The sequence below is a fragment of the Thiocystis violacea genome (assembly GCF_016583565.1).
Taxonomy (GTDB): Bacteria; Pseudomonadota; Gammaproteobacteria; order Chromatiales; family Chromatiaceae; genus Thiorhodococcus; species Thiorhodococcus violaceus_A.
The window spans coordinates 132,989-156,757 of the sequence record NZ_NRRF01000006.1 but is presented as its reverse complement, the minus strand read 5'-3'; the positions used below and the strand labels follow the sequence as shown (position 1 = coordinate 156,757).

The 23,769-nt window shown below is 66.5% G+C and carries 19 protein-coding genes; 13 read left to right on the top strand and 6 right to left on the bottom strand.

Features of this window, described 5'->3' with window-relative positions:
* Positions 1–295 precede the first annotated feature (295 nt).
* Positions 296–2,080 (top strand): N-acetylglutaminylglutamine amidotransferase, encoded by a 1,785-nt coding sequence (locus CKO23_RS04495; protein WP_200328559.1) that lies wholly within the window; start codon positions 296–298, stop codon positions 2,078–2,080.
* Between the two features lie 227 nt (positions 2,081–2,307).
* Entirely contained in the window at positions 2,308–2,643 is a 336-nt protein-coding gene (gene grxD, locus CKO23_RS04490) for a Grx4 family monothiol glutaredoxin (protein ID WP_200328558.1), read from the top strand.
* Positions 2,644–2,717: 74 nt separating this feature from the next.
* Here the strand turns inward: grxD and rnt are convergent, their stop codons facing one another.
* Positions 2,718–3,398 (bottom strand): ribonuclease T, encoded by a 681-nt coding sequence (rnt, locus tag CKO23_RS04485; protein WP_200328557.1) that lies wholly within the window; start codon positions 3,396–3,398, stop codon positions 2,718–2,720.
* Between the two features lie 400 nt (positions 3,399–3,798).
* Here rnt and CKO23_RS04480 point away from each other — a divergent pair, with 400 nt between their 5' ends.
* On the top strand, positions 3,799–4,755 hold the full coding sequence (locus tag CKO23_RS04480) for a TraB/GumN family protein (RefSeq protein WP_346014561.1): 957 nt from the start codon (positions 3,799–3,801) through the stop codon (positions 4,753–4,755).
* 93 nt (positions 4,756–4,848) lie between these two features.
* Positions 4,849–5,634, top strand: coding sequence for an MlaA family lipoprotein (locus CKO23_RS04475; protein ID WP_200328555.1), 786 nt, complete (start codon positions 4,849–4,851; stop codon positions 5,632–5,634).
* 13 nt (positions 5,635–5,647) lie between these two features.
* Here the strand turns inward: CKO23_RS04475 and pyrC are convergent, their stop codons facing one another.
* The 5 genes from pyrC to CKO23_RS04450 all read right to left on the bottom strand — a co-directional run bounded on the left by pyrC (position 5,648) and on the right by CKO23_RS04450 (position 11,584).
* Positions 5,648–6,691 carry a dihydroorotase gene (pyrC, locus tag CKO23_RS04470; protein ID WP_200328554.1) on the bottom strand — a complete coding sequence of 348 codons (1,044 nt, stop codon included), beginning with the start codon at positions 6,689–6,691 and terminating at the stop codon, positions 5,648–5,650.
* A 350-nt stretch (positions 6,692–7,041) separates the two neighbouring features.
* On the bottom strand, positions 7,042–7,314 hold the full coding sequence (locus tag CKO23_RS04465; protein WP_200328553.1) for a hypothetical protein: 273 nt from the start codon (positions 7,312–7,314) through the stop codon (positions 7,042–7,044).
* A gap of 497 nt (positions 7,315–7,811) precedes the next feature.
* A complete protein-coding gene (secF, locus tag CKO23_RS04460; protein WP_200328552.1) occupies positions 7,812–8,750 on the bottom strand; it encodes a protein translocase subunit SecF in 939 nt (312 codons plus the stop codon).
* Between the two features lie 75 nt (positions 8,751–8,825).
* A complete protein-coding gene (locus tag CKO23_RS04455) occupies positions 8,826–9,542 on the bottom strand; it encodes a response regulator (protein ID WP_200328551.1) in 717 nt (238 codons plus the stop codon).
* Positions 9,539–11,584 carry an ATP-binding protein gene (locus tag CKO23_RS04450; protein ID WP_200328550.1) on the bottom strand — a complete coding sequence of 682 codons (2,046 nt, stop codon included), beginning with the start codon at positions 11,582–11,584 and terminating at the stop codon, positions 9,539–9,541. The genes CKO23_RS04455 and CKO23_RS04450 overlap by 4 nt, the downstream gene beginning before the upstream one ends.
* A gap of 290 nt (positions 11,585–11,874) precedes the next feature.
* On the opposite strand from CKO23_RS04450, the gene CKO23_RS25455 reads away from it, so the two are divergent.
* The 9 genes from CKO23_RS25455 to CKO23_RS04410 all read left to right on the top strand — a co-directional run bounded on the left by CKO23_RS25455 (position 11,875) and on the right by CKO23_RS04410 (position 23,634).
* The gene (locus CKO23_RS25455; RefSeq protein WP_346014560.1) at positions 11,875–12,186 is read left to right on the top strand and encodes an NAD-binding protein; all 312 of its coding nucleotides are present in this window, start codon (positions 11,875–11,877) and stop codon (positions 12,184–12,186) included.
* Between the two features lie 17 nt (positions 12,187–12,203).
* A complete protein-coding gene (locus tag CKO23_RS25450) occupies positions 12,204–12,575 on the top strand; it encodes a hypothetical protein (RefSeq protein WP_242482204.1) in 372 nt (123 codons plus the stop codon).
* Positions 12,572–14,026 (top strand): TrkH family potassium uptake protein, encoded by a 1,455-nt coding sequence (locus CKO23_RS04440; RefSeq protein ID WP_200328549.1) that lies wholly within the window; start codon positions 12,572–12,574, stop codon positions 14,024–14,026. Before CKO23_RS25450 ends, CKO23_RS04440 begins: the two co-directional genes overlap by 4 nt.
* A 605-nt stretch (positions 14,027–14,631) precedes the next feature.
* Positions 14,632–14,841, top strand: coding sequence for a twin-arginine translocase TatA/TatE family subunit (locus CKO23_RS04435; protein WP_200328548.1), 210 nt, complete (start codon positions 14,632–14,634; stop codon positions 14,839–14,841).
* 23 nt (positions 14,842–14,864) lie between these two features.
* Positions 14,865–15,257, top strand: a complete 393-nt coding sequence (locus CKO23_RS04430) for a hypothetical protein (RefSeq protein WP_200328547.1) — start codon at positions 14,865–14,867, stop codon at positions 15,255–15,257.
* Between the two features lie 242 nt (positions 15,258–15,499).
* Positions 15,500–17,107: an NADH-quinone oxidoreductase subunit L gene (locus CKO23_RS04425; RefSeq protein ID WP_200328546.1), complete on the top strand. Its 1,608-nt coding sequence runs from the start codon at positions 15,500–15,502 to the stop codon at positions 17,105–17,107.
* A 12-nt stretch (positions 17,108–17,119) separates the two neighbouring features.
* Complete coding sequence (locus tag CKO23_RS04420; protein WP_200328545.1) at positions 17,120–19,726, top strand: YbcC family protein; 2,607 nt, start codon at positions 17,120–17,122, stop codon at positions 19,724–19,726.
* 588 nt (positions 19,727–20,314) lie between these two features.
* Positions 20,315–22,429, top strand: coding sequence for a phosphate acetyltransferase (pta, locus tag CKO23_RS04415; protein ID WP_200328544.1), 2,115 nt, complete (start codon positions 20,315–20,317; stop codon positions 22,427–22,429).
* The gene (locus CKO23_RS04410) at positions 22,426–23,634 is read left to right on the top strand and encodes an acetate/propionate family kinase (protein WP_200328543.1); all 1,209 of its coding nucleotides are present in this window, start codon (positions 22,426–22,428) and stop codon (positions 23,632–23,634) included. The genes pta and CKO23_RS04410 overlap by 4 nt, the downstream gene beginning before the upstream one ends.
* Positions 23,635–23,769 lie beyond the last annotated feature (135 nt).

The window sequence follows — 23,769 nt, the reverse complement described above, 5'->3', positions numbered from 1 at the left end:
TTCAGGGTCCAACGGGTGTGCGACATGTGTTGTGCAGCGAGCGCTCAATCGAGGAGCCGGATGCGGTAGTCCCGCACGTCCGGATCTGTGGGAGCCGCGGGTGCGTAAGCACCCGCGGCCACCCGGTACCGGTAGGGTGGACGAGCGAGAGCGAAGTCCATCGAACCCCGCGCCGTTGTTGGTGGACTTCGCTGCGCTTGTCCACCCTACCGAAGACGACTGGTCCGAAGGATGATCGACGCCGGAATTCAGCTGAGCTGTTCTCTCCATCGACTGGCTTTAGGAGATCCTAGCGATGTGCGGTATTTGTGGTGAGTTGCGCTTCGACGGCGCTCCGGCCAATCTTGAGGCGATCGAGTCGATGATGGCCGAGCTGGTCCGGCGCGGCCCGGACCACGGCGGTAGCTACAGTGACGGAGCCCTCGCCTTCGGGCATCGGCGTCTGTCGATCATCGATCTGACCGTCCGGTCCAATCAGCCGATGGTCGATGCCGAGCTTGGGCTGGTCCTGGTCTTCAATGGGGCGATTTACAATTACCCGGCCCTGCGAGGCGAGCTGCGGGGGCTCGGTTACCGCTTCTTCTCGGAAGGCGACACCGAGGTCATTCTCAAGGCCTGGCATGCCTGGGGTACGGATTGCGTCGAGCGCCTGCACGGCATGTTCGCCTTTGCCCTCTGGGACGCCAACCGGCGCCAGCTCTTCCTGGCGCGCGACCGCTTCGGCATCAAGCCGCTGTACTGGTCCGAGCAGGCGGATCGCCTGCGCTTCGCCTCGAACCCCCAGGCGCTGCTCGCCGCTGGCGGGGTCGATACCGGCATCGATCCGGTCGCGCTGCACAACCTCTTCAGTTTGCATGCGGTGGTGCCCGCGCCGCGGACCATCCTGCGCGGGGTGCGCAAGCTCGCCCCAGGACATTGGATGCTGCTCGACGCACGTGGCGGCAGGACCGAGCAGGCGTACTGGCGGCTGAAAGCGACACGCCCTGAGCTGCCCAGGTCCGAGGGCGAGTGGCTGGAGTCGATCCATGCGGCCCTGCGGCACGCGGTCAAGATCCGCAGCGAGGTCGCCGACGTCCCCGTCGGCGTGCTGCTCTCGGGCGGCCTGGACTCGAGCCTTCTGGTTGCCCTGCTCGCCGAGGCCGGCGTCGCCGATCTGCGGACCTTTTCGGTCGGGTTCGAGGACACGCCGGAGGAGGCGGGTAGCGAGTTCGCCTATTCCGACCTGGTCGTCGCGCACTACGGAACCCGGCACCACAAGTTTCTCGTGCCGAACGATCAGGTGCTCACGCGCCTGCCCGAGGCCATCGACGCCATGGCCGAGCCGATGTTCGGACAGGACGCGGTGGCCTTCTACCTGCTCTCCGAGCAGGTCTCGCGCGAGATCAAGGTCGTGCAGTCCGGACAGGGCGCGGACGAGGTCTTCGGCGGCTATTTCTGGTACCCGCGCATGCAGGCGGAGACCCAGGGGACGCCGCTGGAGCGCTTCAGGAAGCACTACTTCGACCGCGACCACGACGAATACCTGCGCCTGGTCAGCGACGCCTATGGCTGTCCGGATCACACCGGAGACCTGATCGCGGGGCGCCTGGCCGAGCCGGACGCGGACACCTTCATGGATGCCGTTCTCAGGCTGGATGCGACCACGCTCATCGTCGACGACCCGGTCAAGCGGGTGGACAACATGACCATGGCCTGGGGGCTTGAGGCGCGCGTACCCTTCCTCGATCACCAGCTCGTGGAGCTGGCGGCGCAGTGTCCGCCCGAGCTCAAGCTGCGCGACGGCGGCAAGTATCCGCTCAAGGCGTTGGCGCGCGGACTGCTGCCCGACGCCGTGATCGATCGGCCCAAGGGCTACTTCCCGATGCCGGCCCTCAAGTACGTGCGGGGGCCTTTCCTGAGTTTGATGCGCGATGTGCTCAGCTCACGCGCCAGCCGTTCGCGCGGCATCTATCGTCAGGAATACCTCGACCAGCTGCTGGCCGCGCCCGACATGCACCACACCCGGATCCAGGGCAACAAGCTTTGGCATCTGGCGCTGCTCGAACTTTGGCTGCAGCGGCATGTGGATGCCATTCACTAGCCCAATGCCTCGGGCGATCGCTGGATGCGCCGCTGACGCCGATGCCAGGCTCGGAGCGGGTGGGTGCGCTGCGAGGCTGTGTCCGGAACGCCCTTGGCCTGCCGCCGGAGGCTGAGCAGGCTTTGTTCAGGTTGAAATGCCGCATCCCGCCCCGAATCTCGCCTCCGTGCAGCGGCCAGGCAATGGCTCGAGCCATCAGTCAACCATAGCGATCAACGAGGTGTGAGATGGACGTATTGGAGCGTATCGACGAGCAGGTCAAGGGGAACGCAGTCGTCATTTACATGAAGGGGACACCGCAGTTTCCGCAGTGCGGTTTCTCGATGCGGGCCTCGGCCGCGCTTCAGGCGTGCGCGATTCCCTTCGCCTACGTGAACGTGCTTGAGGATCCCGAGATCTTCGAGAATCTGCCGCGCTACGCGGACTGGCCGACCTTCCCGCAGATCTATATCGACGGTGAACTGGTCGGCGGCTGCGATATCACCCTCGAACTCCATACGAGCGGTGAGCTCAAGACCATGATGCAGCACGCGGCAGCCAAGGGTGAGGCGGCCGCTCAGTAGCCTCTCCGTCCGCCATTGGCCGGCCCGACGCATCGCTTGGGCGGGCCGCGCGGACTTCAGCCCAGACGCCCGGCTCAGACGCCAAGGTCTGGCATGGGCGTCAGCGCCTCCTGATTGCTTTCCCAATAACGCTCGGGATCCAGCTCTCGCCAACGGTTGACCACCGCGCAGAAGAGACGCGCGGTCTGCTCGGCGTCGTAGATCGCCGAGTGGGCCTCGCTGCTCTGCCAGTGCAGTCCAGCCGCCTTGGAGGCGCGCGCCAGGACCGTTTGTCCGAACATGAGCCCCGCGAGCGTCACGGTGTCGAAGACGCTGAAGGCGTGGAAGGGATTGCGCTTGTAGCCCGTGCGCTCGACGGCCGCCTTGACGAACCCAAGATCGAAGTGCGCGTTGTGGCCGACCAGGATGGCGCGATTGCACCCGTTGGATTTCACTGCCTTGCGAATTGGGGTGAGGACGCGGTGCAGTGCGTCATGCTCGGAGATGGCGTCGCGGAAGGGGTGATCCGGGTCGATGCCGTTGAACGCGAGCGCCCTGGGGTCGATCTCGGAGCCGACGAAGGGGAGCACGTGGCAGGCCAGCGTCGTCGCCGGTTCCAGCAGGCCGTCCCGCCGCATGCGAATGACAACGGCGGCGATCTCGAGGAGCGCATGGCGCTGGGCGTCGAAACCCGCGGTCTCGACGTCCACGACCACGGGTAGGAAGCCGCGAAATCGCTGGGCGATGCCATTTAGGATAGGTTCTTCGTCTCTCATCGCGACAGCATAAGATGGGCGGGTGCGTTTTCCAAATGTTGGTGTTGACGGTCTTCACCGGTTGCGACCAGAAGTGATGCGCGCCGGCCAGCTCCTGTCGGTTGGGCCGAGGTTGGCAAGCCCAACATGCGCCCTTTCCTCGGGCCTCGTACCTCGGCCCATCCCGCTCCAGACATCAGTCGTGGTTTCACCCGCCTTCACCGCACGCCTTTCGGCGGGCCGCTCTTTCTGGCAGCCTATCCGCGCGGGTGGGTGAAGCGAGGACGTGTCGGCGCGGTTCCGAGGCGCATAGCGGGTTCGATGCAACGAAGAACCGGGGTGAGCGAGGCGCTCGCCCGCTTGCGTCAGCGGTTCAGTCCAGGTCGGGCTGGCTCATCGGCTGGCGGGGCAGTGCTCACCGGTGGCAGTGGCTGCTCGCAATCGCCGGCCGCTGGATGTCTCTTCGAAGCATAGGGTTCTCTCCTTGAATCGCGTCGTTCGTCACTGGCCTATCTGGCCATGCATCTTGGTCCTTTTGTTCCTCTCTGTCGCCTCCGTCTTGGCTGGGGAGGCGCCACGGGAGCGGGGGCTCCTGTTCGAGGTGCGTTCCGCATCGTCATCGGCGCCGAGTTTCCTGTTCGGTACCATGCACAGCGAGGATCCCCGCGTGACGGGGCTCCCCGCGACCGTCCAGGCGGCCTTCGATGCCTGTCCGGGACTCGCGCTCGAGGTGGTCCCGGATGCCCCGGCCATCATCAAGGCGATGATGACCATGACCTATACGGATGGGCGCACCCTCGAACAGGTGCTGCCCGCGCGGCTGTATCAGCGGGTCAAGGAGGCGCTGGAGGCTCGGGGCATGGGCGAGGAGGCATTCAAGGACTTCAAGCCCTGGGCGGTCATGACGCAGCTCAGCATCCCGCCGGCGGAGACCGGCGAGTTCCTCGACCTTCGGCTCTACCGCTCCGCCGTTGCGGCGGGCAAAGGCGTCAAGGGCCTGGAGACCATGGAGGAGCAGCTCGCGATCTTCGACGAGCTTGCGGAGGCGGACCAAGTCGCGCTCTTGGATGAAACGCTGGCTGCGTCCGCCCTCATGCCCGTCCTCTTCCGTCAGCTGACCGAAGCCTATCTGCAGCGGGATCTGCTGCGTCTGCAGGCGCTGAGCGACGCCTCACTGCGGGAGAGCGAGCCCAGGCTGGCGGCGCTGTTTCGGGCGACCATCATCGATGCCCGCAATCGGCGCATGGCTGAACGGATGCGTCCCTTGCTGGACGAGGGTGGCTGGTTCATCGCCATCGGCGCCCTCCACCTTGCTGGCGATTCCGGCGTGTTGAGCCTGCTGCGCCGCTCGGGCTACGGGGTCTCGGTCCTGTACTGACCGGAGGGGTGAGGGCGTCGTGTCGGATCCACGATGAGGTGCGCTGCTGTGGTAGCATGCGAGCATTTCCTGGGTCGACTCTGGGCAAGAACGATGGGTGTGGAGATCCGCGCATACCGGCTGGTTTGGTTGGCTGCAATGGGCGCCGCCTTGATGGGCCAGGGCTGCGCCACGGATCCCGCTCGGGTCGCCGATCCGCGCGATCCCCTGGAGCCCTACAATCGCGCCGTCTACCGCTTCAATACGGAGATCGACAAGGCCATTCTGCGGCCGGTCGCGGTGGCCTACCAGAAGATCACCCCCGAGCCGGTCGATCGCGGCATCACCAACTTCTTCGACAACATCGCCGATGTCACCTCGGTCGCGAACAACATCCTGCAGTTCAAGATGTCGCGCGCGGGCAGCGATGTCGGGCGCATCTTCATCAACACCACCGTCGGCGTGCTGGGCTTCATCGACGTCGCCACCAACGTTGGCCTGCCGAGCTATAAAGAAGACTTCGGTCAGACCCTGGGTTATTGGGGCCTCGAGTCCGGTGCCTATTTCGTGCTGCCCTTGCTTGGGCCGAGCAGCATTCGAGACACCCTTGGCTGGGCCGGCGACATCGTCACGGATCCGCTGTTCAGTCTGCGGGAGGACAGGGTCCACTGGGGGTTGGTTGGTCTCAGGGTTGTCGATGAGCGCGCCGATCTCCTGACCGCCGTGGACATCGTCGAGGACGCCTCCATCGATCCCTACAGCTTCGTTCGGGATGCCTATCTGCAGCGGCGTCTCAGCCGGGTCTACGATGGCAATCCGCCCGCGGAGGAAGGTCGCGACGATTTCTGGAGCGAGGTCGACTTTGGCAACGGGCCAGCACCAGGTGGTGCTCGGCCCTGAGCCCAGGCGCGCCTCAGTCGACCAGCTGCCAGGGGATGGATTCGCCCGCGCGCAGCGGCACCACCTGGCTCTCGCCGAACGGATAGCGGTCTGGCACCTGCCAGGACCGACGCCTCAGTCGCACCTTTCCCACGTTGCGCGGCAGTTGGTAGAAGTCGGCGCCGTGGCGGCTGGCGAACCCCTCCAAGCGCTCCAGTGCTCCGGCCTCCTCGAATACCTGCGTGTAGAGTTCCAGTGCGGCATGCGCGCTGAAGGCTCCGGCGCAGCCGCAGGCGCTCTCCTTGTCGCCGACCGGATGCGGGGCGCTGTCGGTGCCCAGGAAGAAGCGCGGATGACCGCTGGTGGCGGCTTCGACCAAGGCTTGGCGATGGCGCTCGCGCTTCAGGACCGGCAGGCAGTAGAAATGCGGTCGAATCCCCCCGGCCAAGATGGCGTTGCGGTTGAAGAGCAGGTGGTGAGGCGTGATGGTCGCTCCCAGGGTTGCGGGGCCTTCGCGGACGAAATCCACCGCCTCGGCCGTGGTGACATGCTCGAAGACGACCCTCAGCCCGGGGAAGGCGGTGATGAGGGGCGTGAGCACCGCCTCGATGAAGACCGACTCGCGGTCGAAGATGTCGACCTCGGGGTCCGTCACCTCGCCATGCACTAACAGCGGCATGTTCTCGCGCTGCATCGCCTCCAGCACGGGCGCGAGGCGTGCCATGTCCGTCACGCCGCTGGCCGAGTTGGTGGTGGCGCCGGCGGGGTAGAGCTTACAGGCAACGACACCGCCGCTCGCCCGTGCCCGCGCGATCTCCTCGGGCGGCGTGTCGTCGGTCAGGTAGAGCGTCATCAGGGGCGTGAAGTCGCTGCCCTCCGGCAAGGCGGCGAGGATGCGGGCGCGGTAGGCCAGTGCCTGCTCGGTCGTCACCACGGGTTGCTTGAGGTTGGGCATGATGATGGCGCGGCCGAACTGCCGCGCGCTCAGTCGCGCCACGTCCGCCATGGCGATGCCGTCGCGGACATGCAGGTGCCAGTCGTCCGGACGGGCGATTTCGATCTCTTGGGGTTTTGTCATGATTCAGTCGGCCCCTGGTGGGCCGTCTCTGTGTGGCTGCGGGGTTGGTTGGTCCGCCGGCGGTGAGGCGCGGACATGACGCGCCCGCGATGGCATGAGGACTGCTTGGCGGGCGTCTCTGGATCCGGTCGATCAGTCCTATCGGCGGAGGTCGAGGCTACACCATTTGTCCCGCCGCTTGCAGGTTCGCGCGCGGGGTGGAGTGCGAGCGTCTTCAGCTGGGCGCCTGTCTTGGTGTCCCTCGACGCGGTGGCGGCAGGTCGTCAGCTGGCACTTCCCTGTGCCGGCGGTTGGCGCTGCGGGCAGAGCCCCCGGCTAGCCGGCGGCGGCTCTGCCCGGGATTGGAAGGATCAGTCGGCGTTCTTGTCAGTTGTCGAACTCTTCGATGACTGGCTCGAAGAACTCTTGCGCGAGGGTGTCTTGCGGCAGTGGCTCGCCACCTTCACGCCGTCCTTGCGGGTGTAGCCGTCCACCCAGTGGCAGGCATCCTTGGCCGAACAGGGTCCCTTCTCCAGTCCCTTGCAAGCCGATTCCGCAAAGCTTGGCGGCGAGGCAAGCCCCGCAAGCAATAGACTGGCGATGAGGGCTGCGCGTGCACGTCTGGCTGAATTGCGTGTTGTCATTGCATATCCTCGCGTTGATGTCTTTTTGCACCCTGCGTGCTCTTGTCCGAGCCAGCAAGAACTCGGATGTATAGTACGTTCGTACACTTAAATCAAACGCTCGCGTCAGGAAAGACGCCCTTTTGGACGCGCTTTGCGTTGTGTTTTGGCACGTTTCGTTGTGAGGCGCGATCTCTTGCGGCGCGATCGCCGGCATCGGACGGCTGTCCCGCGGCCTGCGGCGGCACATGGCATCAGGACCATCGGATACGCCAGCCGGCCCTCAAGACGTCCTTCATCGCATGATGGTCTCAACGCTCGAACTGCTGCGCCGTTGACGAGCAGCTTCCCGACGACCATGACGGCTTCACCCTGGCGCTCTCGCGCACGCCGAGGCTCATGAGTCCGACCAGGCTGAGGACGGTCAGCGCCGCCGGCAGCCTGATCCCATTCGACTCGGCGAAATGGCGACGGACGCGGGCGAGGCTCGGACGCCCTGTCCCCACTCAGCCAGGCGCCTAGGGCGTGTCGTCCACCGGTTTTCCTGTCTCCTTGTCGATCGGCAGGAGGTTTCGGCGGCTCACGCCCAGGTCGAGAGCGACCGTGCTCGCCACGAAGATGGACGAATAGGTCCCGACGAGGATCCCGATGATCAGCGCGAGCGAGAAACCGTGCAGCATGGGGCCGCCGAAGAAGAACATCGCGACCACTGTCATCAGGGTTGTTCCGGAGGTGATCAGGGAGCGTGACATGGTCTGGTTGACGGCCGAGTTGACGACCTCCACGGGCGTGGCCTTGCGCATCCTGCGGAAGTTTTCGCGAATCCGGTCGAAGACCACGACGGTGTCGTTCACCGAATAGCCGACCACCGCCAGGATGGCGGCGAGCACGGTCAGGTCGAAGTCCGTTCCCGTCAGCGAGAAGTAGCCGAGGATCAGCAAGGGGTCGTGAGCGGTGGCGAGCAGCGCCCCGATGGCAAAGCGTCGCTCGAAGCGCATCCAGATGTAGAGCGCGATCCCGCCGAGGGCGATCATGACAGCCATCCAGCCACGCTCCAGCAGTTCGCTGCCCACTTGGGCGCCGATGCTCTCGACGCGGCGGATGTCGGGCACTGCATCGCCTGCGTCAACGAATGCCTTGATGATATCGGCCTTGATCTGGAGCGGATCGACATGCTCGGTGACCGGGAGGCGCACCAGGACGCCGCGCTTGCTTCCGAAGTACTGAATCGTGGCCCGCTCCAGTCCGGCCCGATCCAGCACCGCTCTGACCTCGCTGGTCTCGGCCGCCTCCGCGAAGCTCATCTCGACCTGGGTGCCGCCGGTGAAATCGAGGCCGAGGTTCAGCCCTTTGATCGCCAGCGAGAGCAGCGCGATGAGGATGATGGTGGCCGACACCGCATAGGCGAGCTTGCGGGCCGAGACGAAGTCGATGTTTCTCAGATGGATGGACAGCATGGCGTGCGTGACCTCGACGCAGGGAATAGGGCGGTTCTTGGGTAAGGCGGAAAGGGTGGGGCTGCGCGCGGGCTCCTAGTCGGCCTGCTCGGCCGGGCGGCCGATGAAGCGGTAGCCGACGCCCGTCTCTGTCTGCAGGTAGCGCGGTTCGCCCGAGTCGTCTCCCAGCTTCTGGCGCAGCTTGCCGATGACGATGCGCAGGTAGTGGCTGTCCTCGAGGTGCGTGGGTCCCCACAGCTCGCGCAGGAGCTGGGTTTGGGTCACCACCCGCCCGGGGTGGCTGACGAGGGTCTGTAGCACCGCGTACTCCTTGCGCGTGAGGCGCACGGCGACACCGTCGCGGGCGACCAGCCGGCGCCCCAGGTCGATGCGCAGGCGGCCGTCCTCGAAGCACCCGGCGGGGCCGGCCTGATCCCCGCGCTGACGCAGGAGGCCGCGGATCCGCGCGAGCAGCTCCTGAACGCCGAAGGGCTTGGTGACATAGTCGTTCGCGCCGCCGTCGAGGGCGCGCACCTTCTCGGTCTCGGTGTTGCGCACCGTGAGCACGATGACGGGCACCTGGGACCAGGCACGCAGCTCCGCGAGGATGGCCTTGCCGTCGGCGTCGGGCAGCCCGAGGTCGAGCACGATGAGGTCGGGCGCCTGGGTGGCCGCGAGCGCCAGCCCCTCGGCGCCGGTGGCGGCCTCCAGCACCTCGTGGCCCTGGCTCTTGAGACTGATGCGCAGGAAACGGCGGATCTGCGATTCGTCGTCGATGACCAGGATGCGGGCCGGCGCGGTCGACTGCGTCATGCCGGCGGCGCCCTGTGGTCAGGCTCTGCCTGGAGCGGCAGGCGCAGGGCGATGCAGGTGCCTTGTCCATCGGCCCCTGGCTCGGCCGTGACCCCGCCGCCGTGCGCGCTCGCGATGGCGGCGCAGATGGCGAGTCCCAGCCCGCTGCCCTGCGTGTCGCGATCACCCCCGTCACCCGTGAAGAACATGTCGAACACCCGCTCGCGCTCAGCCGCCGGGATGCCGGCGCCCTGGTCGCAGACCCGCAGCAGCAGGTCGCTGCCGTCGCGCCTTACGGCGATCTCGATCGCGCCGCCCGGCGGCGAGAACTTGGCCGCGTTGTCCAGGACATTCACCAGCGCCTGCTCCATCAGCGCCGGCTGCACATGGAGCAGCGGCAGGTCCGGATCGATGCGCCGCACGACCGTCAGGCCGCGCAGCAGCTCGCGCAGCCGCCGCTGGGCGGAGCCGATGAGGTCGTCGATGCCGACCCAATCCCGCTGCAAGGTCAGCGTCGAGTGGCCGAGGCGGGTCATATCGAGCAGATTCTGGATGTAGCGGTCGAGCCGCTCGCCCTCGCTCAGCAGGGCGTCCAGCAGCTCCTCGCGGTCCTGGGCCGAGAGCTGATCGCCCAGGGTGCGCAGGCTGCTGGCGGCACCAATGATGGACGCCAACGGCGTGCGCAAGTCATGGGAGACCGAGGACAGCAGCGCCGAGCGCAGGCGCTCCGTCTCCTCGCCCAGTCGCGCCTGCTCCAGGCGGTCCGTGAGACAGGTTCTGGCCATCGCCAGTGTCGCCTGCCCGACCAGGACGTCCAGCGCGGCCAGCTCGATCGCCGTCGGTGGCGGTTTGCCCGCATAGCCGATCCCGATGACGCCGAAGCACGCCGGCTCCTGGAGCAAAGGGATCAGGCGCCAGGGCAGCTCAGCCCATTTTTGGGACTGGATCCCGCAGTGCTGGCGCTGGCTGTAGCACCATGCCACCGCCTCCAGGACGTGCGCGTCGAGCTCCAGTCGCGGGTCGGATGCGGCGATCAGACTGAGCCTGTCGTCCGTCTCTCCAGGCGCCAGCAGGAGTGTCGGCAAACGCAGGTGCCGCGCCAGGGCCGCGACCGTCTCGCGCTGAACCGACGCCGTCTCGGTCAGCGGAGCCAGGCGGCGGCTGAGATCCAGGAGTCCCTGAGTCTGCGCATTGGTCGCGCGCAGGGCTTGCAGTTGGCGCCGCAGCCGTCCGGCGAGCTGGCCGCCGACGACGACCATGAAGAGAAAGAAGCCGATCGTCAGGAGTCCGCTGGCATCGTGTACGACGAGGAAGTAACGCGGCTCGAGAAAGAAGTCGTAGGCCAGGGCGCTCAGGCCGGCCGCGAGCAGTGCCGGGCCCGTGCCGGTGCGCACCGCCGCCCAGAGCACGCCGGCCAGAAAGAGCGGCGAGAGATTGGCCAGCGGCAGCCAGGGGTGGACGAGCAGCGCCAGCGCGAGGGTGAAGGCGACCGCGCCGATGGCGATCAGGTAGTCGCGCGCCTGCCACAGGACGCGGTCTTTCGCGAGGGCCACCGGACCGCCCCTCGCCCTTGAGGGCACGAAGGTGATCTCCAGTTCGCCGCCCTCGCGCAGCAGGCGCTGGCTCAGGGTCCGCCCGATGAGGACCGCCAGGGGTCTGCGGCGGCTGCGTCCAAGCACCAGCGTGGTGATGCCGCGCGCGCGGCTGAAGGCGAGGATCTCGGCGACCGGGTCGGTGCCGCGCAGGCTGACCGTGTCCCCGCCGAGACGCTCGGCGAGCAGAAACGCCCGCTCGACCCGCGCCCGCTGCGCCGGGCCTGTCGCGCCCAGGTCGACGAAGGCGACCGTCCAGGGCGCGCGCCGCCCCTCGGCCAGGCGCTGCGCGGCGCGCACCAAGGCCTCGCTGTTGCCAATCCCATCGACGGCGACCAGGAGGCGGGGGCGAATCGACTCGGTGCGCTCGCCTTCCAATGCGGGACATTCCCCGTCGGTCTGCTGGTGAATCTCGGCCTCTGCGCAAGCGAGCCCGTCGCCCCGGTCGGAGCGCTCGCAACGGCTCAGCATGAATGGCTCCGAAACGTGCATGACACCCGGCTCAAGGACCATGACCTTCGCTATGGTAGGGACTTACCGCGTAAGCCTTCCATAGCGAGGATCCACGCGGGCGTAAATTCTTCGTAAAGCGCCTTAACAGGCTGGCGGGAAGGTGTTAATCCTTGTGCCCGGGCAAGCCGCTGGCGAATGCGGCCGTGCCTCTTCGGGCGGTATGCCGATGTCGTTGAGGATCGAGCGCGAGTAGCGCCTGTCGGCCACTTTAGCGGCGCATCGTCCCACAACTCCGAGCACATCAGTCCGTGCAGATCATCATCCTCGGCGCCGGTCAGGTCGGCACCTCCGTGGCGGAAAGTCTGGTGTCCGAGCACAACGACATCCACGTCGTCGATACCAATCCTCGTCGTCTGCGGCAGCTTCAAAGCCGCTTCGACCTGTGCGCAGTCGTCGGCAACGCGGCGCCGCCGTCGGTCCTGCGCGAGGCGGGCGCGGAGGACGCCGAGCTGTTCACCAACCTCTGCGCCTGCCGGACCGACGGGATCCCCTCTTCGACGTCCCGGCCACGATCGCCCGCCTGCGCTTGGCTGACTGGCCTGAGCACCCGGGGCCGCTAGGCGCGCGGACCTTCCGCGTGCATCTCGCCATGTGCCCCGAGCCGATGATCACGGAGCAGATCCTCAAGCTGACCGGTATACCCAGGCTGACCGGGATCCCCGAAGCCTTGCCGGTCATGGAGCTGGCGAATGGCCGCGTCGGTCTGGCGGCGGCGCGGGCGGTCGACGGCGGGGCCTGGATCGGCCACCCGGTCTCCGACCTGCGCCGTCACCCGCCGAGCGGCGATGTCCGCATCGCCGCCATCGCCGGGCAGGATCGGCCGATCATCCCCAGGCTGCGCCAGCGCGGACGCCCGAGCCGAGGGATCATGATCGCGGGCGGCGGAACGAACGGTGCGCGGCTGGCTCGGGAGCGCTACTTTCAGGCCGGGTTGGACTGCTTCTCATGAGCGGGCTGCTCTCGGTCCTCAATGTGCTCGGGCGGCTGCTGATCGTCTTCGGTCTGGCCTATGCGCTGCCGATCGCCTGCGCCCTCGTCACTGGCGACGGGACCCTGGTCACCTTTTTCCTGAGTCTGGCGGCCTGCCTGGCCGCCGGCGCGGCGCTGATCCTGGCTACCCGGCGCTACCGCGCGGAACTCAAGGCCCGCGACGGTTTCATCCTGGTGACCCTGGCCTGGACCCTGCTGGCCGCCATCGCCACCGTGCCGCTGCTGCTGCACCAGGGGCTCGGCTTCACGGACGCCTTCTTCGAGACCATGTCCGGAATGACCACCACGGGTGCGACGGTCATCAGCGGTCTCGACGCGCTGCCGCCCACCATCAATCTCTGGCGCCATGAGCTGAACTGGATCGGCGGCATGGGCATCATCGTGCTGGCCGTCGCCATTCTGCCGCTGCTCGGCGTAGGCGGCATGCAGCTGCTGCGCGCCGAGGTGCCCGGCCCCATCAAGGACGCCAAGCTCACGGCGCGCATCGCGGACACCGCGGCCGCACTCTGGCTGGTCTATCTCAGTATCACGGTCGCCTGCGTCCTCAGCCTGCGCCTCGCGGGCATGAGCTGGCTGGATGCCGTCTGCCATGCCTTCGCGGCGCTCAGCCTGGGCGGCTTCTCCACCCGCGACGCCAGTGTCGGGGCCTTCGACTCGCCGGCCATCGAGGCCGTGCTCATCGGCTTCATGGTGCTCGCCGCCCTCAATTTCGCGACTCACTTCACCGCCTGGCGCCAGCGCAGTCCGCGCCCCTACTGGCGAGACGCGGAGGCGCGCGCGGTGGTGTCGATTCTGGCCCTGAGCAGCCTGGGCTGTGCCGTCTACCTGTGGCTCGGAGGGGTCTACCCGGACTTCCCGACTGCCCTGCGCTTCGTCGGCTTCAACCTGGTCTCAATCGCCACCGACTGCGGCTTCGCCAGCACGGACTATGCGAAGTGGCCTATCTTCGTGCCCTTCTGGATGCTCTTCCTGTCCTCCATCACCGCCAGCTCGGGCTCGACCGGCGGCGGCATCAAGATGATCCGGACCCTGATCCTGGCGCGTCAGAGTTCACGCGAGCTGACGAAGCTGCTCCATCCCAGCATGGTTGCACCCGTGACTGTCGGTGGGCAGGCGATCTCCAACTCGGTCGTCGTGGCCATCCTGGGGTTCATCTTTCTCTACTTCATGAGCATCGTCACCCTGACCTTCCTGCTCATCTTCGGAGGGATGGACTTCATCTCCGCCCTGACCGCCGTGATCGCCTGCATCAACAACGCCGGCCCGGGTCTCGGGCAGGTTGGTCCGGCGACCAACTATGCGAGCCTGACCGATTACGAGATCTGGGTTCTGAGCTTCACCATGCTGCTCGGGCGGCTGGAGGTCTTCTCGCTGCTCATTCTCTTCACGCCGCAGTTTTGGAGAAAGTAGCCATGCGCTGGGGATACGCATTGGTGCCGGGCTCTCGTAAGCTCGACTTTGGCCATTTTTTCAGATCTATAAGTAATTTAAGATCAGTAGCTTAAGGTGCTCATGAAAATTAGCGAGGGGTCAAATTCCGGCGCGTCGGCCCTACCTGCCCCCTCTAATTTTTCGCCCTCATGATTTTTCGGGCGGTTAGCACGCTGGAGAAGTTGCCAAAATGGCCAAAGTCGAGGTAAGGATCTGTCCATCAATTGCTTCCCTCCTTTCTGGTCACGAAGCTCCAGCTTCTTGACCTCGGTGAGGCCTTGTTCGAGCAGGTGCTTGGGCGCATGCCCTGGCCGGCTCGACCGGCGCGACGACGACCGCGTCCGGCGATGTCTTCATAGGTGTTGGTCATCGGTTGGACCGGTAGGGTGGACGAGCGAGAGCGAAGTCCACCGACCCCCGCGCCGTTGTTGGTGGACTGCGCTGCGCTTGTCCACCCTACCGAAGACGATTGGTCCGAAGGATGATCGACGTCTATTCATAAATTACAAATGCTTGAAATTTATACGCAAGTTCTGATCCGGATATCCTCTTATCCCGCGGGCCATTCAAGCGAGGTCTTTCTCATGGGTATTTCGGGCATCAGCTTTTGGGAGCTCATGCTGATTCTGGTCGGTGCGCTGCTCCTGTTCGGCTCCAGGCGACTTCCGGGGATGGCCTCGGATCTGGGCTCGGCCATCCGCAACATCCGTCGCGCAATCGCCGCCGATCAACCGGGTGCCGCCGCCGGCACCGGCGCCGAGGGGCGTCCTCCGAGGGAGGGGGCGAGCGACTAAGGTCTGGAATCGCGGCGACCGCCGTGCTCGAGCCCATCCATCGACTCGCCCGCTGGCTCGCCCGGCTGCGCCCACTGTTTATCCTCGTCGGCGTCGTCGGCGTCGTCGGCGGGCTTGGCGTCGGGATCGGCCTGTTGGCCTTCTCCGGACGCGAGGGTGACGCCTGGGTGATGCCGGCGCTCCTCGCGATGCTCTGGGCGGCACTCGCGCTCGTCTTCATCGACCTCTTCGCGCACCTCCCGCCCTGGCTCCGCCGGGCTTCCGGCGCACGCTCGCCGTTGCTGCATGCCTCCGTCCTGGCGATTCGCTGGACGATGCTGGCCATCCTGCTCTTCCTTGGCGCAACCGCGGTGGAAATCAGCTCCTATATCGCTGAACGCTGGACGCAATCGCAGCCGACGCAGGGAGCCCGCTAAGGCTCGTGCCGTGATTCCGCCACCCCGTCGCAGGGAACCGACGCCGCGCCCGTCTTGGCAGGGTTTAACCTTTCCTCACAAAGGCATCCAGTGCTGGAGCGGGTAAGCGTCATCGCGCTCCTGCGCGCAAATCATCGACGATCGTCAATCTTTTTGATCTCAAATATTGATTTTATTTATGTCCCTCTGATGCCTATGTTCTTGCCATCACTTCGTCAGAGACTGAGACCCAGGAGGCGCAGATGTCGGTCACCATCACCACGGCAGCGGCACTCGCCGCGCCCCTCGCACTTTGGCTCCCCGCCGCGATTCCGAGCGACCTCGCGAACCGCGTCGGTCGACGCGTGCCGCCCCTGGCTAACAGCCTGGCCTGGTTGGCCTTCGCGCTGGCGCTGGTCGCGCTCCTGACCCATGGCTTCGGCCCCGCGGAATCCCTGACGCTCCTGAGCATCGATCTGCCGCTGGGCATCGGCGCCTTCGCCATCGGCGTCTATGTCAACGCGGTGACGGTCATCATGCTGACGCTGGTCTCGCTGGTGGGCGCGATCGTGTCCACCTACGCGCGCAACTATGTGGCGGGCGACGCCAATGAGGGACGCTTTCACAAGTGGCTGCTGATGACGCTGGCGGCGATCCTGACGCTGATCGTCGCGAGCAACCTGCTGATGTTCGCGCTGGCCTGGATCGCCACCAGCCTCTGTCTGCATCGTCTGCTGCTGTTCTATCCTGAGCGCCCGGCGGCGCTGATCGCCGCGCACAAGAAGTTCGTCTTCAGCCGCATCGGAGACGCCAGTCTGCTGATCGCCGTGCTCCTGATCGGCGCCACACTCCATACCCTGGACTGGGCAGGCGTCGCGGCGGCCATGGAGTCCATCCAGGCTCCGCTGCCCGCCACACTGCAATGGGCGGCCTGGCTGGTCGTGCTGAGCGCGGCCCTGAAATGCGCCCAGTTCCCCTTCCACGGCTGGCTGATTCAGGTGATGGAGGCGCCGACCCCGGTCTCGGCGCTCTTGCATGCCGGCATCGTCAACGCCGGTGCCTTCCTGGTGATCCGCATGAGTCCGATCATGTCGGTGTCCGGGCCGGCGCTCACGGCACTGGCGGTGATCGGCCTGGTGACGCTGACGGTGGCCTCGCTGGTGATGCTGACGCAGACCAGCATCAAGGTCTCGCTGGCCTGGTCGACCTCGGCGCAGATGGGCTTCATGCTGCTGGAGGCGGGCCTGGGGCTCTATAGTCTGGCCCTGCTGCATCTGGTGGCGCACTCGCTCTACAAGGCGCACGCCTTTCTCGCCGCCGGCAGCAGCGTGGACGCCTTCCGCGCGCCCGCACTCCAGTTCGACGCGGCGGGACCGCAGCCCTGGCAGTGGCTGGTGGCCTTCCAGGGTGCATTGCTGATGGCCCTGGTCGCCGGCTTCCTCTTTGGGGTGGATCCAACGCGCCAGCCGGCGCTCATCGTCACCGGCGCCATCGTCGCGATCGCGGTCGCCCAGCTTCTGCTCCAGGCGCTGGTGCTGCAAGACAACGCGGGGCTTCTGGTGCGCGCGAGTGCCATCGGCGCCCTGGTCTGTCTCGGCTACTTTGGCCTGCATTCCGCCTTCGAGCACGCCATCGCCGCAAGCGTGCGTCCCGTGCCGCTGCCGGGCGGGGTCTTGGACGTGGCGCTGAGCCTGGCGATCGTCGCTGTCTTCATCGGCCTGATCCTGCTGCAGCACCTCTTCACGCGCCTCGCCACGCCGCTGCGCCAGGCCATCCAGGTCCATCTCTACAACGGCCTCTACGTGGACGTCGTGGTCACCCGGTTGATCACGCGCCTATGGCCGCTTCGCCGCACGCCGGCCCTCGCCTGAGGAGGAGACAGCATGAACCTGACAGCACTCTCCAATCTTGCGCTGACGCCGGTCGAGACGATGACCATGACGGAGGAGACAGAGGTGATGGACACTTTCCACGCAATCGCGACATCCGTGCTTGACGCGCACATCACGGCGGCCTGCGACCGCATCGCCCCGGTCTGGCCGCTCGATCGCTTCGTCGCCGTCAACCCCTTCCACGGTCTGCGCCAAGCACCCTTTCAGGAGGCTGCCGCCATCATGCGTCGGGTGGCGGGCGCGCGCCTCTACATGCCCAGGGCCTACTACCGGGAGCAGATCGAGGCCGGACGCATCACGCCGGACGACCTGCGCCAAGCCGCCGCCCTCTGCGGCAGCGGCCTCGAAGCGGACGCCATCGCGCGCGCAACGGCCAGCGAGGCACGCCCCGCGGGCGGGGTCCCGCTGCTGACCGCCGTGCTCGACGAGATGGATGCCGATCGCTGGTCGAGCTTCGTCGTCGACCGGATCAGCCATCACTGCGCCGCCTACTTCGACATGGGTCAGGCGACCTGGAAACAGCCGTGGCAGGGCATGTCGCTCTACGCCTCCTGGCGGCGCTTCGCGGCGCTCGACTTCAGCACCACCATGATGGGACAGGGCGGCATGCGCGCTCGGGTGAAGGCCCTCCCGGAGCACCCGCGCGACTGCATCCGGTCCGCCCTGACGCGCCTGGGCATTCCAACCGCCGCCGCCCTCGACTACATGCACGCGGCCCTGATGGATGTCAGCGGCTGGGCGGCATGGACCCGCTTGCTGCGCTGGCAGGCGGAACTCGCAGGCGAAAGCGACGCGACCATTGAGGAGCTGCTGGCGATCCGCCTGGCTTGGGACCTCTTGGTCTATGAGCACAAGGCGAGGCCAGAGCTGACCCAGCGCTGGCGCGCGGTCTGCGCCGGGCTCGCAAGAGGGCCGGCCGCGCCCGAGCACGCGGACCAGGCTGATGCTGGGCCGCCAACCGATCAGGGCATCGATCACCTGCTGCTGACCGCCCAGGAGCTGGCCTACCAGCATCGACTGATCGGCCAGTTGACCGCGACCAGTGTCGACGACGAGGGGCCGCAGACCAGGCCGGTGCTGCAGGCCGCCTTCTGCATCGATGTGCGCTCCGAAGTCATGCGCCGGTCGCTGGAGACCGCCTGCCCGCAGGCCCAGACGCTGGGCTTCGCGGGCTTCTTCGGCGCGCCGATCGAGGTCGTGCCCCTGGGCGCGGTCCAGGCGAAACCGCATGTGCCGGTGCTGCTCAGTCCCGGTTACCGCGTCTGCAGCGAGATCCAGGGTGCCGACGGAGCGCAGACCGACCGGGCGTTGAGCACCCAGCGCCGGCGGATGGGCATCAGCAAGTCCTGGAAGGCGTTCAAGATGGGCGCCTCGTCCTGCTTCTCTTTCGTCGAGGCCGCCGGCATCTGGCTCTACGCCCCTAAGCTCATTGGTGACAGCCTGGGCTGGAGCCGCCCCGTGCCGGCCCCGGATGACCTGAGGCTGGATGCCGAAGCGGCGCATCGGGTCGGCCCGAGCCTGGGTGCGCCCGCTCATGACCACTGCTGTGGGGCACACGAGACCCCCCTGGGCATCCCCGAGGCTGACCGCCTTTCCCTGGCGGAGGGCATCCTGCGCGGCATGTCGCTGACCGAGGGGTTCGCGCGCCTGGTCCTGCTGGTTGGGCACGGCAGCACCAGCGTCAACAACCCCTACGCCGCCGGCCTCGATTGCGGCGCCTGCGGTGGACAGACGGGCGAGGCCAGCGCCCGCGTCGTGGCCGCCCTGCTCAACGAACCCGCGGTGCGCCAGGGCCTGGCCGAGCGCGGCATCGCCATCCCGGCGGACACCTGGTTCCTGCCCGGTCTGCATGACACCACGACCGACGATGTGCGGCTCTTCGACACCGCCATCCTGCCGCCCGGCTACGCGGAAGAGCTCGCCGAGATCAGGAGCTGGCTCAAGGAGGCAGGGGCGCTGACCCGGATGCAGCGCGCCACGCTGCTGAGCCTCGGCGGGCGGAGCGGGCGCGGGCTGGAGGCGCGCATCCGCCGCCGCAGCCGCGACTGGTCGCAGGTCCGCCCGGAGTGGGGACTGGCGGGCAACGCCGCCTTCATCGCGGCCCCGCGGGCGCGTACCCAGGGCATCGACCTCGGCGGGCGGAGCTTCCTCCATGACTACGACTGGCAGACCGATGCGGATTTCACGACCCTGGAGCTGATCATGACCGCGCCCCTGGTGGTCGCGACCTGGATCAATCTGCAATACTACGGGTCCACGGTCGACAACCGCCGTTTCGGCAGCGGTAACAAGGTGCTTCACAATGTCGTCGGCGGCGCCATCGGTGTCCTGGAGGGCAACGCCGGCGACCTGCGCGTCGGACTACCGCTGCAGTCCCTGCACGATGGCCAGCGCTGGGTGCACGAGCCGCTGCGCCTGAGCGCCTTTCTGCAGGCGCCCGAGGCGGCGATCGAGGACGTCATCGCCCGTCATGAACTGGTCCGACAGCTCCTCGACAACGGCTGGCTGCACCTGTTCAGGCTCGGTGAGTCCGGGGCCGAGATCGAACGGCGTCTGCCTGGGCAGGGTTGGGTCAGCGCGCTGCCCGAGGGGATCTAGGCGCGGCATGGGATCTTCGCCGGCGCTGGCTGGGCCGAGGTGCCTGTGGGCCTGGAGCCACGCGAACTGCGCCGCCGCCGGATAGTATCGGTCCGCTGACCGGACCATGCGCGTCCCGCCCGACCGTCGGGTCGGAATCTGCTCCGACACCGCCTGCTGGCCCGCACACCCGCGAACGGCCGCCGCTTCCGCGACTTGCTCTGGTCCCGTTTTGGTCGCACCCTCTGACCATGACTGGCGGCCTTCGCCAGCTCCGCCCGCGCACAGGGCTCGGTCACCCGCGCCGGACACGCCAGCGGGTTCTTCAGCACACGCCTCCGCCATTGCTCGCGCATTTCGTGCCGCTCGGTTTTCCAGCGCGGCCGTGCGAGGCATTTCCCACCGTGCGCGCACCGCTTCTTCTTCAGCCAAGCGTTGGTTGATTCCCAGTTACCTCGGCATCGCTCGATGCCTTCGTGTTTGCCAAAATGGGATCGATGACGAGCGCCGTCATCAAGACGTACGCCTTTTCTCGGGAATATCTGTTATTTTTCTGCAGCGCAGCATTTTGCGTATTCTTCGCCCATCGTCGTATCTAGAGGGAGATCCATGCAGAGCATCTATATCGCCGGTGCCGGCTCTGGCAGCGGGAAGTCAGTCGTCGTTTTAGGGGTCATGGAGATGCTCTCGGCGGTGAACCGGAAGGTGGGTTTCTTCCGGCCATTCGCGCCACGGGGGACGGAACCGGACAACCTGACCGCCTTGATCCGCAGCCGCTACGAGCTGCCCTTTCCGCCGGAAATGCTCTACGGCTGCACCGTGGAGACCGCCCGCCAGCTCATCGGCAGCGGTCACTATGATGAGCTGCTCAAGCTCATCATGAACAAGTTCAAGATGCTCGAGGAGCGCTGCGACATCGTCGTCTGCGCGGGCACGGACTACAACGGCCTCATCCCCTCGCTGGAATTCGGATTCAACGCGGATCTGGCCAACAATTTCGGCTGCAGCCTGATCGTCGTGGTCAAGGGGTTCGGGCGCTCGCCGGAGGAGGCGGTGGATGCCTTGCACATCGCCCATGAGCTGATGCGCGAGCGCGGCATCGACTTCTTGGCGAGCATCATCAACGGGGTCGCGCCGGAGTGCATGGAGGCCGTCGAGATCCGCGCGCAGGTGCTGATGACGGATACCGAACGGGTCTATGTCTTTCCCGAACAATCCGCGCTCGGCATGCCGACCGTCGGCGAGATCCGGCAGGTCCTCAATGCGGAGTGTCTGTATGGCGAGGGTGACGCCATGCATCAGGTCGTGACCAACTACAAGATCGCGGCGATGGAGATCCCGGACTTCCTCAACTATATCGAGGACGGCTGTCTCATCATCACCCCGGGCGACCGCTCGGACATCATCCTCACGAGCCTGGCGGCCGATGCCTCCTCCGCCTTCCCGCGCGTGGCCGGCCTGTTGCTCACCGGGGGCTTGCGTCCCGCGGAGAAGGTGCAGCGCCTGATCGAGGGTCTGCGGCGCACCAAGGTCGCGATCCTGCAGGTGCCGCAGGACACCTTTACGACGGCGATGAACGTCAACCGCATCGAGGCGACCATCCTGGCCGGCGACGACCGCAAGATCGCCGCCGCCCTAGGCCTCTTCGAGAGCCGCGTCGATGTCGAGGAGCTGCGCGGACAGGTGGCCGTCCACCAGCATGAGCGCGTCACGCCCTTGATGTTCGAGTATGAGCTGATCCGGCGGGCCAAGGCTCAGCGTCAGCGCATCGTGCTCCCCGAGGGCACGGACGAGCGCATCCTGCGCGCCGCCGAGATCCTGACCCTGCGTCAGGTCGCCGACCTGATCCTCCTGGGCGATCCGGACAAGATTCGTCGTCGCATCGGCGAGCTGGGTCTCAAGCTCGACGACATCCGCATCATCGACCCGACCACCGCCCCCGAGCGCGAGCGGTATGCGGCGGCCTACTTCGAGCTGCGCAAGCACAAGGGCATCTCCGAGCAGATGGCCCATGATGTGCTGGACGATGTCAGCTATTTCGGCACCCTGATGGTGTACCTCGGCGACGCGGACGGCATGGTCTCCGGCGCGGCGCATACGACTCAGCACACCATTCGCCCCTCCTTCGAGACCATCAAGACCAAGCCGGACGTCAAGCTGGTCTCCAGCGTCTTCTTCATGTGTCTGCCGGATCAGGTGCTGGTTTACGGCGACTGTGCCGTGAATCCCAATCCGGAAGCGGACGAGCTGGCCGATATCGCCATCAGTGCGGCCGCCACGGCCGCCGCCTTTGGCATCGAGCCGCGCATTGCCATGCTCTCCTATTCGAGCGGCAGCTCGGGTAAGGGCGCGGACGTCGAGCGGGTGCGCGAGGCGGTGCGCATCGCCCGCGAGCGCCGGCCGGACCTGAAGCTGGAAGGCCCCATCCAATACGACGCGGCCGTGGATATGGAGATCGGTCGCTCCAAGATGCCGGGCAGCGAGGTCGCCGGGCGCGCGACCGTGCTCATCTTTCCGGACCTCAATACGGGCAACAACACCTACAAGGCGGTGCAGCGCAGCGCGGGCGCGGTCGCCATCGGCCCCGTGCTCCAGGGGCTCAACAAACCGGTCAATGACCTCAGTCGCGGCTGCACTGTGACCGACATCGTCAATACCGTCGCCATCACGGCGATCCAGGCACAGACCGAGAGCGAGCCCATGAGCGAGGGGGATATGCAATGAAGGTACTGGTACTCAACTCCGGCAGCTCCTCCATCAAGTACCAACTCTTCCGAAGCGAGGATTGGGTCTCCATCGCCAACGGGCTGGTGGCGCGCATCGGCGAGCCCGAGGGCGAGCTCCGGCACGCGTGGCTGGCCGCGGACGGCAAGGAGGCGAGCAGCCGGGAGAGCTGTCCCATCCCGACGCACGCGGAAGGGATCGACAACATCGTCGCCTGCCTGCGCGACACCGGGTCCCTGGCGGACGTCTCCGAACTGGCGGCGATCGGTCACCGCGTGGTCCATGGCGGCTCGCACTTCAAGGAGCCCGTGATCGTCGACGACGCGGTCGTCGAGGCGATCCGCGACGTCATCCCCCTGGCGCCGCTGCACAATCCAGGACACCTCTCGGGCATCGAGGTCGCGCGCCGGCTCTTTCCCAGGGTGCCCTCCGTGGTCGTCTTCGATACGGCGTTCCATCAGACCATGGCGCCGACCGCCTACCGCTACGCCATTCCCGAGTACCTCTACACCGAGCACCGCATCCGGCGCTATGGCTTCCACGGGACCTCGCACTACTACGTCGCGAAGCGCGCGGCCGCCGTCCTCGGCAAGCCGTTGAACACATGCAATCTCATCAGCCTGCATCTGGGCAACGGCGCCAGCGCCACGGCCATTCGCGTCGGCAAGTGCATCGATACCTCCATGGGCTTGACGCCCCTCGAGGGGCTGGTGATGGGAACCCGCTGTGGCGACATCGATCCGGCCGTGCTCATCTATCTCTCTAAGAACCTTGGGCTCAGCACCGAGCAGATCGATCGCCTGTTGAATCGCGAGAGTGGGCTTTTGGGTATGTGCGGCGTCAACGACATGCGCGAGATCGATCGGTTGGCCGCCCAGGGGCACGAGCGCGCCGAGCTGGCCATCGGCGTGACCGTCCACCGGCTCAAGAAGTACATCGGCGCCTACTACGCGGAGCTCGGGAAGGTCGACGCCGTCGTCTTCACCGGCGGTATCGGGGAGAACTCGGCAAAGATCCGGGCGCTGGCGTGCCAAGGACTCGACCGGCTCGGAATCATCATGGACGACGAGGCCAACAGCGCGACGGATTCGCGCGGCGAGCGCTGCGTCAGTGCTCCGGAAGGGGCGGTGAAGGTGCTTGTCATTCCAACGAATGAAGAGCTTGAGATCGCGCAGCAGGCGATGACGGCGGTCGGGCTGCAATAGCCGGCCGCCAGGGGATCGGCGTGAGCCGAGGGTTTCAAATCCTGTCGCGCGCGGGCATCATCGGCGCATTTGCACGATAATCCCGGCGCGCCGCCATGCCCAGGCGTTCGCCGCCCCCTCTTCATCCGAAGGAGA

What these genes read in the sequence shown, in the direction of transcription:
- CKO23_RS04495 (WP_200328559.1), top strand. Translation starts at nt 296, where the DNA reads ATGTGCGGTATTTGTGGTGAGTTGCGCTTCGACGGCGCTCCGGCCAAT.
- grxD (WP_200328558.1), top strand. Translation starts at nt 2,308, where the DNA reads ATGGACGTATTGGAGCGTATCGACGAGCAGGTCAAGGGGAACGCAGTC.
- rnt (WP_200328557.1), bottom strand. Translation starts at nt 3,398, where the DNA reads ATGAGAGACGAAGAACCTATCCTAAATGGCATCGCCCAGCGATTTCGC.
- CKO23_RS04475 (WP_200328555.1), top strand. Translation starts at nt 4,849, where the DNA reads ATGGGTGTGGAGATCCGCGCATACCGGCTGGTTTGGTTGGCTGCAATG.
- pyrC (WP_200328554.1), bottom strand. Translation starts at nt 6,691, where the DNA reads ATGACAAAACCCCAAGAGATCGAAATCGCCCGTCCGGACGACTGGCAC.
- CKO23_RS04465 (WP_200328553.1), bottom strand. Translation starts at nt 7,314, where the DNA reads ATGACAACACGCAATTCAGCCAGACGTGCACGCGCAGCCCTCATCGCC.
- secF (WP_200328552.1), bottom strand. Translation starts at nt 8,750, where the DNA reads ATGCTGTCCATCCATCTGAGAAACATCGACTTCGTCTCGGCCCGCAAG.
- CKO23_RS04455 (WP_200328551.1), bottom strand. Translation starts at nt 9,542, where the DNA reads ATGACGCAGTCGACCGCGCCGGCCCGCATCCTGGTCATCGACGACGAA.
- CKO23_RS04450 (WP_200328550.1), bottom strand. Translation starts at nt 11,584, where the DNA reads ATGCTGAGCCGTTGCGAGCGCTCCGACCGGGGCGACGGGCTCGCTTGC.
- CKO23_RS04440 (WP_200328549.1), top strand. Translation starts at nt 12,572, where the DNA reads ATGAGCGGGCTGCTCTCGGTCCTCAATGTGCTCGGGCGGCTGCTGATC.
- CKO23_RS04435 (WP_200328548.1), top strand. Translation starts at nt 14,632, where the DNA reads ATGGGTATTTCGGGCATCAGCTTTTGGGAGCTCATGCTGATTCTGGTC.
- CKO23_RS04425 (WP_200328546.1), top strand. Translation starts at nt 15,500, where the DNA reads ATGTCGGTCACCATCACCACGGCAGCGGCACTCGCCGCGCCCCTCGCA.
- CKO23_RS04420 (WP_200328545.1), top strand. Translation starts at nt 17,120, where the DNA reads ATGAACCTGACAGCACTCTCCAATCTTGCGCTGACGCCGGTCGAGACG.
- pta (WP_200328544.1), top strand. Translation starts at nt 20,315, where the DNA reads ATGCAGAGCATCTATATCGCCGGTGCCGGCTCTGGCAGCGGGAAGTCA.
- CKO23_RS04410 (WP_200328543.1), top strand. Translation starts at nt 22,426, where the DNA reads ATGAAGGTACTGGTACTCAACTCCGGCAGCTCCTCCATCAAGTACCAA.